Consider the following 14,619-nt stretch of genomic DNA (forward strand, 5'->3'; position numbering starts at 1 on the left):
CTCTGCCACACAACGCTTTTGACGCGCATTACTTGAACAGTTGCCTTATTGTTGCCTATCGAATCATCGACATGACAACGCGTAGGGGGAGCCGCCTTGGCGATCGACAATGTGCCGCTGCAAGAGATACTGGAGCAGATCCAAACCGGAGTGGTCCAACTTCCGGACTTCCAGCGCGAGTGGAAGTGGGATGATCAGCGGATTCGCGAACTCATCGCCACCGTAACCCTCAACTACCCGCTCGGTGTGGTGATGACGCTGGAGACCGGCGGAAGATCGCCGTTCAGTTCCCGGCGGCTCGTGGGTGCCGAGGCCGCCGCGGAAACCGATCCGAACCAGTTGCTCCTGGACGGTCAGCAACGACTCACCTCACTCTTCCAGGCTCTGCACGTGGATCAGCCTGTGCAGACCACCGACAGTCGCGGCGCCGAACTGGCCCTGTGGTACTACGTCGACATCGCCAAAGCTGTTGGTGCAGAATCTGATCGAGACGACGCGATAGTCTCGGTACCGGCCGACAAGATTTTGAAGAAGAGCTTCAGCCGACGCATGGAACTCGATCTCAGTGACCCTCATGGTGAGTGCACGGCGGGATTCTTCCCGTTGCACATCATTTTCGATGAGGGCCGCATCGCGAAGTGGCAACAGCGGTTTGTCGAACTCGGGCAGGCCAATTGGGACCTCTGGCCGCGATTCAACAAATCCGTCATCGGGCGAGTGCAAGCCTACAACATCCCTGTAATCAAGCTGCCCTCCACCACCACGACCGATGCTGTCTGCTCCGTCTTCGAGCGAGTCAATACCGGTGGCGTTCCACTCAATGTCTTCGAGCTGCTGACCGCCAAATACGCCGGCGATCGTGAGTACGGTAGCGAGCACGGTCAGCACTACCAGCTGGTCGCGCAGTGGGAGCGGATCCGAAAGAACCTCTCGGACAAGTACACCGTGTTCGGCGGTTCCGACAATGACGAGTCGAACGGTTTGCTGAACAGCGAGTTCTTGCAGGCGGTGACGCTCGTACATACCTGGGAGCGCAAGCAGAACCGGTCCGCCGCCAGTGTCTCCTGCAAACGCCGAGATCTCCTCGACCTGCCGCTGGCCGAGTTCGATCGGCTCTACCCCGTATTGGAGCAGGCATTCGGCTGGGTGGGTGAGTTCCTCGCCCAGCAGTACATCGTCCACCCCGCTGACCTGCCGTATCGCAGCCAACTCATACCGCTGGCGGCAGTACGGGCCATCCTTACTCTACGTGGAGTGCAATCTATCGACGCCGCGATGATGGAGCGGATCACCCGCTGGTATTGGTGCGGGGTGCTCGGCGAAATGTACGGTGGCTCAACCGATAGCCGCTTTCCACGAGATGTCGAACAGCTCATCGCATGGACGGATGCCGACGCGCCGACGCCCGATACGATCGAGGAGGCATTGTTCCTGGACGAACGACTCAATACGCTCGCCACCCGCGTCAGCGCCGCCTACAAAGGGATCATCGCGTTACTGTGCAAGCAAGGCGCTATCGACTGGTACTACAACCAAACACCCTTCACACAGGCCTCCCTACTGAATCAGGCCGTCGACATCCGGCAGATCTTTCCCAAGAAGTGGTTCACCGGACGCAAAGTCACGGCACCGGCCAACCCGAATTCGATCGTCAACAAGACTCCGCTGTCGAACCGGGCCAGCCGCAATGTCGTCGGCGCTCCCAGCGCGTACATGCCTGTCCTGGCCAGCGAATCCGGCTGTCGCAATGAATGGTTCGACGATGTGGTGGCCACACATCTGATCGACCCGGCCACCTTGCGCAGAGACGACTTCGAGTCGTTCTATGCCGATCGGGCCAAGCAGTTACTGGGTCTGGTAGCGGAAGCCATGGGCCGCAGTACGGTGACTCGTGAGATCTCGGAGCGCTGACGATATGGCCGAGAACCTCGATCCCGATGACGTCGCGCGCTTGAAAGACGCCACGTTGACGCTGCCGGAACTGCTGGACCGATTCGGTTTTCGACTGAGGAACTACGAGTCGGTACCGGTCATATCGGCCGCGCTGGAGGCTGCGGGGCTCATCACCGACCCGCCGTTCACAGACTGTGGAAGAAAGACGCCTATACGCATCAAGTCAGTGGACGCGTCCGACCGAACCGACGCTGAACCGGCCGAAGAGTTCGACTCGGCGGATGGCTTCGATCTGAGCGCACCACCTCAGCAGAAGTTCACCGTAGGCCAACTGGCCGTCCCACTGACGTCCGTCTCCTCCACTGACGAGTTGTCCCACGCACTGACCTGCATGCGTACCAACAACTTCTCCCAGGTACCGGTAATTGACGGCCCGTCCGAGCCGAACGGCCCATCCGAGCTGAAAGGAACCATCACCTGGGACTCGCTCGCTCTGTTGCAGAACAAGCCACACCTGGAGCAGAACCTTACGAACGCCATCGACCCGAAGCCACCCGTCGCGGATGCCAATTCCGACCTTTTCCAACGGCTTTCAGAGATCTGCCACTACGGCTACGTCCTGGTGCGTGACAATCTCGGCAGGCTGACCGGCATCGTCACTACCGCCGATGTCACCGAACACTTCCATACGATCGCGTTGCCCTTCTTCCTCGTCGGCGAGATCGAGATCCTGCTCCGCCATTGCCTCAGCCCCATCACGGCCGACGCCATCAAGGCAGCCAAAGAGAAGGACGGATCCGGCAAGGTCCAGAACTTGATGTTCGGCGCCACTATCAGTCTGATCCAGCACGATCATAAAAACGCCACGCAGGCCGCGACAGCCGACGCCAACTGGAAAGCATTGAACTGGAAGACAATCAATCGCGTTGATTTCGTGCAGCGACTCCGCGAGGTGAAGAATATCCGCAACTCCATAGCGCACTTCGACGGCAAACCGCCCACCGAGGCGGAGCTGACCGAACTCCGGCAGTTCAAGGCTCTGCTCGAACAGCTGGCGTGAACGGCCGGTGAACCACCATCGCCGGATGACATGAAAGACTCAACACCGTGAGCAGCGTGCAGCCCATCCCTGTCAGCGCGGTCCGGCGGCGTGCGGTGATCGACGCACTTCGACGAGGCGCAGTGCCCGACAGCGGCCTGGATCTGCTCGCCACCGGCCTCGACAGGTTCGAAGCCGCGGTCGAGGCCGAGCTCGACGCCGTGGCGGCAGGGGGCGCGGTCTTCAAAGCCGTCCGCGGTGAGTACGGGTCAGGAAAGACGTTCTTCGCACGCTGGCTCGGGGAGCACGCCAAGCGCCGTAACTTCGCCGTGGCCGAAATCCAGATCTCGGAAACCGAGACACCACTGCACAAGCTGGAGACGGTCTATCGGCGGCTCACCGAACGGCTCACCACCACCAGCTTTCCGCCGAGTGCGCTGCGACCTGTCGTGGACGCGTGGTTCTACGCACTCGAGGAGGACGCGTTGGCCGCCGGCGCGTCCGAGGAGATACTGCCCGCAGCCGTGGATGCGCTCATGACCGCACGACTGACCGAAGTATCCAGGCACGCACCGGCTTTCGCAACCGCGCTACGCGGATATCGAAACGCGATACTGGCCGACGATGAGGCCACCGCCGCAGCCGTATTGGCGTGGCTCGGCGGTCAGCCGAACGTGGCGGCCTCGGCCCGCCGCGCGGCCGGCGTACGCGGCGACCTCGATCATTTCGGAGCGCTCGGCTTCCTTCAGGGACTGCTGACCGTATTGCGAGACAGCGGACATCGCGGACTGCTCGTGGTCCTCGATGAGGTCGAGACACTGCAGCGGGTACGGTCCGATGCCCGGGACAAGGCACTCAACGCGCTGCGCCAGCTCATCGACGAGGTGCACTCCGGACGATTCCCGGGTGTGTATCTGCTGATTACCGGCACCCCAGCCTTCTATGACGGTCAGCAGGGCGTGCAGCGCCTCGCTCCGCTGGCGCAACGACTCGCCACCGATTTCACGACCGATCCCCGGTTCGACAATCCGCGCGCGGTGCAACTGCGACTGCCCGGGTTCACTCTCGAGTCGCTGATCAGCCTGGGCATCACGATTCGCGACCTCTACGCCACCGGCACGGAGAACAGCGATCGCATCACCTCGGTGGCGGACGATGCCTACGTGGCCGAGCTCGCACGCGCGGTATCAGGGTCGCTCGGTGGCAAGGTCGGCGTCGCTCCTCGTCTTTTCTTGAAAAAGCTCGTCAGCGATGTGCTCGACCGGATCGATCAGTTCCCCGATTTCGATCCGCGACAGCACTATCGGCTCACAGTGACCAGCACCGAACTCACCGACACCGAGCGCAATCTCGTCAGCCCCGACGACATCGACCTCGATCTGTGACCGATCAGGTTGCGGCAGAGACGAATCCGATCGATCTACTCGATCGGGTTGTAGTGCATCACATTGTGAACACCCTCGGCTGGCCGGACCTGCGGCCCTTGCAGAAGGCGGCTATCGTGCCACTCCTGCACGGAGACGACGCGATCCTGCTCGCCCCGACCGCAGGCGGGAAAACCGAAGCAGCATGCTTCCCATTGCTGAGCGCAATGGCAGGGAACGACTGGCGCGGGGTGTCCGTGCTGTATCTCTGCCCGCTCAAAGCGCTGCTGAACAACCTGGTCACCCGGGTGGACGGTTACGCGCAGTGGCTCGGCCGCCGCGCCGCGCTCTGGCATGGCGATGTCAGCGATGCACAGCGCAATCAGATCCGGCGCGATCCCCCGGACATCCTGCTCACCACCCCGGAATCGCTGGAAGCGATGTTGATCGGAGTGAAGACCGACCACGGACAACTACTCGGAAACGTGCGGGCGATCGTCGTGGACGAAGTACACGCCTTCGCCGGGGACGACCGCGGCTGGCACCTACTGGCGGTGCTGGAACGATTGCAGCGAGTCACCGGGCGACCGATCCAGCGCGTGGGTCTGTCCGCGACCGTGGGCAATCCGCGTCAACTGCTGACCTGGCTGCAGGGCTCCGGCGCGGATACTCGGACGGGCATCGTAGTGGCGCCGGACCTTCCGATCGCGATCGAAAGTGCCTTGCCATCGAATTCCATTGTGACGCAGGGCAACACCCCAACATCCCGAACACCGCCCGGAGATGTGGAACTGGACTACGTCGGTTCCCTGGAGAACGCCGCCAAAGTCATCGCGACTCTGCACCTTGGTGAGAAACGGCTCGTGTTCTGCGATTCCCGCCGACAGGTGGAGCAGTTGGGCGCCGCGCTGCGCGCGCGTGAGGTCACAGTCTTCCTCTCCCACGCCTCGCTCTCCGCGGGGGAACGCGCCCGCGCCGAACAAGCATTCGCGGAGGCGCGCGACTGCGTCATCGTCTCAACCTCGACGCTGGAACTCGGCATCGATGTCGGCGATCTGGATCGTGTGATCCAGATCGACGCACCCACCACCGTGGCGTCCTTCCTGCAGCGCATCGGCCGGACCGGCCGCCGCACCGGCACCATACGCAACTGCCTGTTCCTGGCCACCAGCGAAGAGGCATTACTTCAGGCAGCGGGTCTGCTATTGCTATGGGCACGCGGCTGGGTCGAGCCTGTCATGGCACCGCCGGAACCCCGACATCTGATCGGGCAGCAACTGCTCGCGGTCACCCTGCAGCACGGCACCCTCGGCGATCGCACCTGGCCACAGGAATGGAATGGCCTCCCGCCCTTCGACCGCTCAGCCGAGCCGATCCTGCGCCATCTGATCGACACCGGCCACCTCGATCAGGACCAGGGGCTGCTGTTCATCGGCCCGGAAGCCGAAAAACGGTTCGGCAGAAGGAATTTCCTGGACTTGACGGCATCGTTTACCGCCCCACCGCAATTCACGGTCCTCGCTGGGCGCCATGAGATCGGACAGACCGATGCCGCCGTCCTGACCGATGACAAGCCCGGGCCACGCCTACTGCTCCTCGCCGGACGCAGTTGGCGCGTCACCTATATCGACTGGAAACGCAGGCGAGCCTTTGTAGAACCAGCCGATCATGGCGGCGTCGCCAAATGGTCGACACCTGGCTTGCGCGGATTGTCATTCGCACTCACGCGAGCTATGCGCGATGTACTTCTCGGTGCGGACCCTCCGGTCGGCCTGACGCGGCGAGCCCTCAATACGCTGACCGAACAGCGAACCACACGATCGGCCACCGTCATCACCAACGCCACGGTGATCGATCGCTCCGACACCGGAACACGTTGGTGGACATGGGCGGGGTTCCGCGCCAACGCCACCCTCGCCGCCACCCTGACGGGAATCTCCGAAGCCGACCAACGGCCCACCGACTTCTACGTCCGGCTACGCCCCGACCTCACATCCGAGATGCTCTTTGCCACAGCAGAATTCACCGACGGCGAAGCAGCTCTCACACTGCCGTCCGTCGATCCGCGCGCGGTCAACGGTTTGAAGTTCTCGGCCCTCCTACCCGAGCGGCTGGCTGCCGCCACTGTCTCGGCGCGACTCGCGGACCTAGAGGGTGCCAGGGTCACCCTGCACGAAAAACGGCAATTCCGGGGCTGAACTCGAAGCTGGGGCACACCACCGCGACTGCGACTCGCATGAGAGCGGGCCAGCTCACGTACCGCCCGGGGCATGGGTCGGCTTCCTGCGGCCCTTCTTCTTGGGCTTGCGGCCCTTCGATACCGGCACGGCAGTCGATGCTATCGCGTTCATGCCTCCAGTAGTTGCTGTCCGTCCCAGGTGAACCGTGCCGTTGTCACCGCGTCGTCTCCGTCGCCGGTGATGATCTGATGAATCCCGATCCCTCCCAATTCGGCATACGTGCACCACTCATGGTCCGAGGTGAGCATCAAGTCCAGATCGAGATCCGAAAGGAGAGCGAAGATTTGGCCGCGGTTGGTGGTGTCGACGCGACGAAGACCTCATCCAGCAGGATCAACCGGGGCGCTTGGGGTGCGGTTTGGTAGTGGGCGGCTACGGCGGCGAAGAGTGGAAGGTGCAGGGCTATGGCCTTTTCGCCGCCGGAGAGAGCACCGTGCAGTTTCTTGGTCAGTTTCTGGTAGCCCTCGCCCCTGCCGCGATCGACCTTGACGACGAATTGGTGCCAGGCGGTGTAGTCGAAGACCTGGGCCAGTTGTTGTTCCCAGCTGGTGGCGGTGCCGTCGGCCTTGGCTTCCTCGATGCGGTCGCGCAGGAAGCGGTGCAGCGCTTCGTGATCGGCCTCGGTGAGGCGGATGGGATCCTTGAGGAGGAGGTCGCGGGCAGACTTGGTGCCGGGTGGGAGATTGTCGGCGATCTGCCAGACCAGGCGGACGGAGACGCGGGAAGCGGTGCGGACGCGTTCCAGGCGTGCGTTCATTCCGTCTACGAGCTCGTGGCTTGGCGGATACGAGCGGCGAGGTGGCGGCGGGTGTCGCCGGTGAGGGTTTTGTCGAAGAGAGCGCGTTCGCGGTCGGTGATTTCGTGTTCGGCCTCCTGGGCATCGGTACGCAGAATGTGCAGCAGTTCGGCCGCACCGACACGGACACCATCGATGACGGCGGTGAAAATCTGGATATCGTCATCGGTTTCGAGATCCAGGTCGGCGCGGGCGCTGAGGGCGGTGCGGGACTCGTGGATGGAATCGTTCAGTCGGCGCAGGGCTTCGCCGAGGTTGGCCGCGGAATAGGGGATGGTCGGCCAGGCTGCCGCTACCAGACGGGCGGCGTCCAGTGCGGCGCGGACGCCTTCGGAGCTGGCCAGCACGGTGCGGAATCCGTCCAGGTCGGGAAGGTCCCCGTCTACCGGGAAGACTCCCACCGCCACATGGCGGAAGTGCTGTGCGATGGCGTCGCGCTCGGCGGAAGCGGCCTCATGCGCCCGGGCGTCCGTATCGCGTTTGGTGTCCAGCCTGCCGAGCTCACCGGTGAAACCGCTGACTTCGAGACGACGTGAGCGCAACTCGTCGGCGATTGCGCCGAGTCGTGCTCGGATGCTACGTATTTGGTCGAGCACGTCCAGGTAATCGAGTCCGATGACGGCTTCGACCGTGGCGAGTTTCGCCGCCAATTGCCGGTGTTCGGCCTCGGACGCCGAGGCTTCCGACTGTCGCTCCCGCGCCAATTTCGTTGAGCTATCAGCTTTTTCAGCGAGGTGAGCGGCGTTGTCGCGGGCGGAGATCCATTCCCTATGCGCGTCCAGCCAGGTTTCGGCATGGTCTCCGAAACCATCCAGGGCCGTGCCGACCCGCGTCAACGCCTCCGGTTCGGCGGGCAGGCCCGTCTCCGCGGCAAGCCGGGTCAGTTCCAGCAGCGCGGACTTCACGGCGGCCGCCTTCGTCTCGACCTCACCGAGCCGGGCTCGGACGACCGAATCCGCCGCGGCCAAGTCGGATTCGGCTCGCGTGAGCCGCAACTGAGCGGCGGCGAACTCGGTGTAGTCGCGTCGGGAAGCCACTTCCGCGCGAATCACATCACGGCGCCCGATCAGTGACCGCCTGTCATTGGCCAGAACGGTCAGTGTTTCGTCGCACTCGGCGATCCCCTCGCTCAGTTCACGGATGCGGCGTTCTCGCGCCCGCCGCCGGGACGAAGCACCGATGTATGCGGCATGGTCCTTGTTCCAGCTACCGGTCAGCACACCCACCCGCCAGCTGCCGTCCGCACCGATCGCCGCAACCGGCGCGGCGGACGCGACGCCGACCGGGGTTCGCGCACGCTGAGAGGATTCGATCAACAACCGATGTCCCCGTGCCGCGCGGCCCGGCCACGAGCACCGTAGATGACAGTTCGTCGCCGGCGAGACCGGCCCGCTCCCACAGTCGCCGCAACTGCACCGAATCCACGGGCACGTCGATACCGAACACAGCGGCAAGGGCTTTGACCACCATGCCGTGCAGGCGAACGCCCTCGTCGAGCGCGTGCGGGTCGCCGAGAACGGAGTCCGCGAAAACGGGCACAGGTATTCCAGCGCTGGGCAATTGAGCGACTACATGCAATGCGCGTTCCAGCTCGGCACGGGTCTCCGGGACCGAACCGTGCAATGGCCCGGACCGGCGCATCGCCGTTGCCCATCCCAGCAGGGCGGGCTGTGCGGCCACCACCTCATGCCCGGTCAGCCAGTCCCACAACTGCTTTCGCTCGGCCGCCGCCTGGCGGCGCTCGGCCGAACGGTCACCGATCGGACCCACGATCTGCTCGACGATTGACCGCACCGTCGAACCGGTTGCCGTGGCGACAACTTGTTCGAAGCTGTCCATCTCCACCGTGGCGAATTCCATAGGCAGCCGCGCCCACCCGAAGAAGTCGGCGATGGCGGTGCGCTCATGTTCGGTGAGCGGGCCCACCGTAACTCGCCGCACCGTCTGCCCCGACGACAGGCGACGATGCACTTCACGCCAGAGCGGCGCGAGCCCAGGCGAAAGGCGATGGATGGCGGGATCCGGCATCGGCCGAGACTACCGGGCGGTTCCGGACACTCGATAGGAGCCGATCGCGGACCGGATGACGTGATTTCGTAATCCTCAACTCGAACAGGGAATTCACCTCTGACCGTCACCAATCGGAATTTCGATCAGATTCGGAACGGATATTCGAGCTTGGTTAAGACCGACCGATCTGTCCAAGGGAATCAGGTATCAACTATCGCGGGTGGAGTGAAATGAAATTCAACGATCAATACTTCTCACGCGAATACCGGTTCTCTCCGGGTATCGAAGAGGAGACCGGTAAGCACTACCTGTCTATTCCGGCCAGCAGTGGAGTGGTCGACTACGAGGAGTACTACGAGATCGATCAGCCTACGTTCGATCGATACATGCAGAACCCCAGCAGTGCAGTCGATTTCGCCGAGAAGTGCCGCCGGCGGGAGATGGACTCGCTGCTCATCATCCCGGCCGCTACCAACCGCGGCACGGCCGTTTAGCTCACCACCGTAGGTTGCGATCGCAGCCCCACGCGAAACCTATTCTGTGCCAACCCATGTGACCGAGTGTGTCATTCAGTTCCGTTCCCGATCCGATGTCGACTCCATGTAATACGTTGCTAGCCATAGTGACTCGAATCTGACCCGAACTGCCGCACCGCCGATGTCGTCCCTGCGGTCATCTGATCAGAGCGCCGGAAAAGGGGATTCCGATGGTGGACATGCGGTTTGAGCAGCGTCGGCAATGGGTTGAACAGGTGTTGAGGGAGCTGCCGTTTCTGGATGCGGCGCAGAGGCGTTTCCTGTCGGTTCCACTGATGCGCACCGGTTGGCAGGTGCTGATCGATCGGCAGGGCGGGCTCGGGCGAGCGGGACGCGCGAACGCCTTCGCGGTGGGACCCTCGGGTGTGTTCGCGCTCGTGTTCACCGACACCGTCCCGGAGACATCCGAATTGCGGCGTATTCGCAACCGCGCCGAGGAGACATTCTCGAATCTCGGCGCGGGACGCGGACAGTATGTGCCACACATGATCGACATGTTGCTGCTCATGACCAGGGCCGTCGCCGCCAAGGCGGAAACCTCGTTCACCGCAGTGGATCTGAACAGTCTGCCCGGCGAGCTCTTCAGTGGAGAAGCGCGGCTGACCAAGCAACGAGCCAGGGAGATCGCGTACACGGTTGCTGAGCGCAGTTCTCGATACGAGTTGCTGTCCACCGATGATGCCCCACAGGGTCCGGCTGCCCAGGTATCCGAGGGCTTGTTCGCTGCTACGGACTTGCGCGAGGATCTTCGCGCCAAAGCGCTGGATCGCCCATTCGAGGAGTGGATGATCTTTCTCGACCCGAACCAGATGGAACTGGTGATCCGTAACTACAACGGTCCAGCTCGCTTCAGCGGGCCCGCTGGAACCGGGAAAACCGTTGTGGCCCTGCATCGAATGGCGAGGTTTGCCAAACATAATCCCGGTCGTCTGCTGTTCACCAGCTTCGTGCGAAATCTGCCTGACTACCACCGGTCAGGGTTCGTCCGGCTGGCACCGCATGCCGGCGATAGGGCCGAATTCGTAGGGCTCTATGGGTGGACCATGAGGTTCCTCAAAGATCGTGGGGTCGCGTTCAATCTGGACAACGGCGCTGCCGAGACAGCCTTCAGCCAGGCGTGGAGAGATCGCGCGCGGATGAAGCTCGAATCCATCGAATCCAACCCTGGCTACTGGAAGGACGAGATACAGCGCGTGATCAAAGGACGCGGGATCACCACACTCACGCGGTACCAGGACATCGATCGCACCGGGCGCAATGGCATAAGCCTCGATGACGCACGCCGAGAGACCGTCTGGAAGGACCTGTTCGTGCCCTATCAAGCCCGCCTGAAAGAGCGCGGAGTTTGTGATTTCATCGATGTGATCGCCAAAGCCTTCGAGGAATTGCGAGCCGCACCACTCGACGACCCCTACGGACTGGTCGTCGTCGACGAGGTGCAAGACTTCACACTGCTCGAACTGAAACTGGTCCACCAGATCGCGGGTGGGGAACCCACTGCTCCGCTCGTTCTCGTCGGGGACGGTCAACAGCAGGTCTACGCCGGTGGCTGGCGGCTGTCCGACGCAGGCATCCCGATCGTCGGTCGCGGCGCGGTGCTGAAGATCAACTATCGAAATCGGGCCGCGGTGCATGAGTACGCGAGAGCCATCGACGCGGGGAATTCCGTCGACGACCTCGACGGCGCACCGGGCGTCACACTGCGCGACACCGAAGTCGTATTACCCGGGGGCACAGCGAAATCCGAGACGTTCCCGCGGCGGGAAGCCGAATCTCGCCTGGTTCAGGCGATCCGAGCATCCGGACGCGCCTTGGCCGACATCGCGGTCATCCTCAATACGAACCGAGAGGTGGACCGGGTCTCCTCTGCGCTGCGCCGGGCCCAGATCCCCACGCGCCCCCTGGAAAGCTTTGACGGAACCTACACCGAGGCAGTCAAAATCGGCACGGTCCACCGCGCCAAAGGTATGGATTTCCTTGCAGTATTCCATCTCACCGACGCACCAGCTTCATCGGCGCAACAGCTCACCGGCGCAGAGCGTGACCGTGCCGAACTGGCTGCGCGACAACGCATGGTCGCTCTGACACGCGCGCGCGACTACATCTGGATCGGATACACCGAAGACTGATCGATGCCAACGAATTGGATGAAGGGGCAGTTGCCGGAGTCCGGCGCTGGTTACTGCGCCGTTGTGAGGGCTGATCAGCAGCGGTTCTCGGTTACCCCGCTCCGGATCGCGCATTCAGCCAGCTGTCTCCCGATGCCTGTCACTTCGGTCTAGAAAGTAGAATATCCCACCCATTTAACTGAGTTTATTAGCCGAATACTCAGCTATGATCAGTCCTAGTCGAGCTTTCCTCGAAGGAGGCACATGGACTGGCCGCCGCATCGCATCGAACCGCGCGCTTGGAAACCACGTCAGCGGCAGGGGTCGCGGGCGGATCGCACGCTCGAGCAGGTCATGGTTTCGATTCCGCCCCGAATCGGCGACCTCGACTATGACCCGACCGGACCTGTCGCCCGCATCCACGAAGCGGCATTGATCGCTATCGCTCGCCTGGAGGCCGGGTTCGGGGAACATCTGGTTCCGCTGGCCGACTTCCTCCTGCGCAGCGAGTCCGTGGCCTCGTCCAAGATCGAACACATCGATGCGGGGTGGCGGGCGTTCGGTAAGGCTATTGCCGGGGGGAAGGCCAGCGAGGAGGCGAGGTCTCAGTTGGCCGCGGTCAAAGCGCTCATCGCGATGGTGGATGCGGCGGGGTCGGGGGCTGTCACGCTGGATGATCTGCTCACCGCGCACCGGTTGCTGATGGATACCGACTACTACACCGCCCGTGATGGTGGTCGGCTGCGCGACGTCCAGAACTGGATCGGCGGTAGCGATTACACGCCGATCGATGCCTCACATGTGCCGCCACCGCCGGATTCTGTGCCCGAACTGATGAATGATCTACTCGTCTTCGTCAACCGGGACGACTTGCCGATACTGGCGCAGGCGGCGATCGCGCACGCACAATTCGAATCGATTCATCCGTTCACCGATGGAAACGGGCGCATCGGACGTGCTCTCATCAGCGCGGTGCTGCGGCGGCGCGGACTCACGCGGCGCGTGACCGTGCCGTTGGCCTCGGTGATGCTGGCGGATACCGGTCGATACTTCTTGCATCTCAATCGTTTTCGAGACGGGCAGGCAGACGCGTTCGTCGAGTATCTGGCGGTGGGGGCGATCCATGCCAGCGAGGCCGCACAGGATTCGGCTTGTGCGCTAGCCGAACTGCCACGGCGTTGGCGCGATCTCGCACGGCCGCGGGCTAACTCGGCGGACGAGGCGATACTCGATGCGTTGCTGGAGACTCCGATCCTCAATGCTGATACCGCACAACGCATCACCGGCACCACTGACGGCAGCACCTACCGCGCGCTCGGACGACTGACCGAAGCCGGCATTCTCGAGGTTCTCTCGGATAGCAAGCGCGATCGAGTCTGGGCCGCAACCGATGTGCTGGCCGAGTTGGATGCGCTCAGCGCATCCATCGGACGACGGACGACCGAACACCTTTGAGAGGTGGTGCGACCCAACGAATCGCGGAGATCATCTACAGCCGGTCAGGATTTGCCCTTCAGTTGGTCGATGTCGACTACGACGTTTCTGCCGGTGCCGGTGACTATGACGGTGGTGCCGTCCATGTGGATTGAGGTGGGGACTACGCCGAAGGGGAGGAGGCCGGCTACGTCGAGGAGGACCATGGGGCGGAGGGCGTTGAAACGGGCTGTGGCCTCCAAGCGGTCTACGGGGACTCGGTGGAGTTCACGGTTGGCCAGGTCGGTCAGGGGGAGTTCTACGCCGTGGAGGGTGGCTGCTACGTCTACGAAGCCGAATTTTTCGGTGCCTACGTGATTCGCCTTGATTTCCAGGTCGTCGTATTTGCCTTTGGCTGCCTGGAGTAGGACTGGGAAGCCTTTGATGTCTACCGACGGGTTGGAGCCGAGGTTGGCGGTGTTGCGCATGGCCTCGGCTGCGGCGTTCTCGGCGTAGGCGGCGGCGCCGAAATCGGCGGCTATGGCTAGGCCGGTGACGAGGACCAGGGTGACGAGGAGGGTGCGCACCTCCACATCATGCCAAGGTTGTTGGCGCGCACCGCGGGTCATTCGGTGACTCGTTGGATGAAGCGGGTCAGGTCGGTGGGGGTGTAGCCGAGGAGGCTGGCTCGTTCGACGGACATCAGGAGGAGTTGGGCCAGAATTCTGGCGCCCCAGGCGTCTTTGCCATCAGAGAGCCATTCGTCTACCTTTTCGACGCCGAGGTCGGTCAGGAGCAAGCCGTGGCGGGTGCGGATTTCGGCGCAGGTGGTGGAGATGGCGTCGAGGAGATCCGTGCCGGGACGGGTGCATTCGAGGCTGAAGCAGTGGGTGAGGGGTTCGGGGACACAGCCCTCGGGTGGGGCTGCCTTGATCGCGGTGTAGGCGGGATCGTCGGAGGCCGCGCCCTCGGAATTGAAGAGGCTGTCTATCAGGGTGAAGCGGTGCCAGCCGGGCGGCGGCTCGGGTGGCCGCGGAGATGCCTTGCGGCCGAAAGACTTTTCGACTTCGGCAGCCGCTACTTCTTTGGATTCGTGGGTGACGGTGATTGTTCGGTGGCCGTCTTCACCGGTAACCGTCCATCGGCCACTGTGCGGATCTTCGTCGTATGAGAGGTAGAGAGACACGGCTGATATTCGGAGCCGCAACGGATTTGGTGGT

At 62.9% G+C, this 14,619-nt stretch carries 12 protein-coding genes; 7 read left to right on the forward strand and 5 right to left on the reverse strand.

The window, feature by feature from the left end; all coding sequences use genetic code 11:
* Window positions 1-96: 96 nt before the first annotated feature.
* Genes NA10_RS08150 through NA10_RS08165 form a run of 4 tightly spaced genes read left to right on the forward strand, consistent with a single transcriptional unit; the run spans window position 97 to window position 6,494 of the window.
* A complete protein-coding gene (locus tag NA10_RS08150) occupies window positions 97-1,911 on the forward strand; it encodes a DUF262 domain-containing protein (protein WP_067565335.1) in 1,815 nt (604 codons plus the stop codon).
* Window positions 1,912-1,915: 4 nt separating this feature from the next.
* Window positions 1,916-2,953 (forward strand): CBS domain-containing protein, encoded by a 1,038-nt coding sequence (locus NA10_RS08155; RefSeq protein WP_067565338.1) that lies wholly within the window; start codon window positions 1,916-1,918, stop codon window positions 2,951-2,953.
* 56 nt (window positions 2,954-3,009) lie between these two features.
* On the forward strand, window positions 3,010-4,317 hold the full coding sequence (gene brxD, locus NA10_RS08160; protein ID WP_245677093.1) for a BREX system ATP-binding protein BrxD: 1,308 nt from the start codon (window positions 3,010-3,012) through the stop codon (window positions 4,315-4,317).
* Complete coding sequence (locus tag NA10_RS08165) at window positions 4,314-6,494, forward strand: DEAD/DEAH box helicase (protein WP_067565344.1); 2,181 nt, start codon at window positions 4,314-4,316, stop codon at window positions 6,492-6,494. Before brxD ends, NA10_RS08165 begins: the two co-directional genes overlap by 4 nt.
* Before the next feature lie 289 nt (window positions 6,495-6,783).
* Here the strand turns inward: NA10_RS08165 and NA10_RS38105 are convergent, their stop codons facing one another.
* The 3 genes from NA10_RS38105 to NA10_RS38115 are packed head-to-tail and all read right to left on the reverse strand — an operon-like array spanning window position 6,784 to window position 9,360.
* On the reverse strand, window positions 6,784-7,293 hold the full coding sequence (locus NA10_RS38105; protein ID WP_067565347.1) for an SbcC/MukB-like Walker B domain-containing protein: 510 nt from the start codon (window positions 7,291-7,293) through the stop codon (window positions 6,784-6,786).
* Window positions 7,294-7,298: 5 nt separating this feature from the next.
* The gene (locus tag NA10_RS38110; RefSeq protein WP_218021474.1) at window positions 7,299-8,648 is read right to left on the reverse strand and encodes a TIGR02680 family protein; all 1,350 of its coding nucleotides are present in this window, start codon (window positions 8,646-8,648) and stop codon (window positions 7,299-7,301) included.
* Window positions 8,539-9,360, reverse strand: coding sequence for a TIGR02679 domain-containing protein (locus NA10_RS38115; protein WP_157556205.1), 822 nt, complete (start codon window positions 9,358-9,360; stop codon window positions 8,539-8,541). The genes NA10_RS38110 and NA10_RS38115 overlap by 110 nt, the downstream gene beginning before the upstream one ends.
* Window positions 9,361-9,572: 212 nt before the next feature.
* Between NA10_RS38115 and NA10_RS08185 the strand changes: the two genes are divergently transcribed.
* The 3 genes from NA10_RS08185 (at window position 9,573) to NA10_RS08195 (ending at window position 13,441) form a co-directional block, all read left to right on the forward strand.
* Window positions 9,573-9,836 (forward strand): hypothetical protein, encoded by a 264-nt coding sequence (locus tag NA10_RS08185; RefSeq protein WP_067565356.1) that lies wholly within the window; start codon window positions 9,573-9,575, stop codon window positions 9,834-9,836.
* Window positions 9,837-10,048: 212 nt separating this feature from the next.
* On the forward strand, window positions 10,049-12,007 hold the full coding sequence (locus NA10_RS08190; protein ID WP_067565359.1) for a UvrD-helicase domain-containing protein: 1,959 nt from the start codon (window positions 10,049-10,051) through the stop codon (window positions 12,005-12,007).
* Window positions 12,008-12,250: 243 nt separating this feature from the next.
* The gene (locus NA10_RS08195; RefSeq protein ID WP_067565363.1) at window positions 12,251-13,441 is read left to right on the forward strand and encodes a Fic family protein; all 1,191 of its coding nucleotides are present in this window, start codon (window positions 12,251-12,253) and stop codon (window positions 13,439-13,441) included.
* Between the two features lie 44 nt (window positions 13,442-13,485).
* On the opposite strand, the gene NA10_RS08200 is transcribed toward NA10_RS08195, so the two are convergent.
* Window positions 13,486-13,986: an LmeA family phospholipid-binding protein gene (locus tag NA10_RS08200; protein WP_169812546.1), complete on the reverse strand. Its 501-nt coding sequence runs from the start codon at window positions 13,984-13,986 to the stop codon at window positions 13,486-13,488.
* A 38-nt stretch (window positions 13,987-14,024) separates the two neighbouring features.
* Window positions 14,025-14,619 (reverse strand): hypothetical protein (locus NA10_RS08205; protein WP_218021475.1); only part of this gene is annotated, 595 nt, incomplete at its 5' end.

The sequence above is a fragment of the Nocardia acidivorans NBRC 108247 genome (genome assembly GCF_001625085.1).
GTDB lineage: Bacteria > Actinomycetota > Actinomycetes > Mycobacteriales > Mycobacteriaceae > Nocardia > Nocardia acidivorans.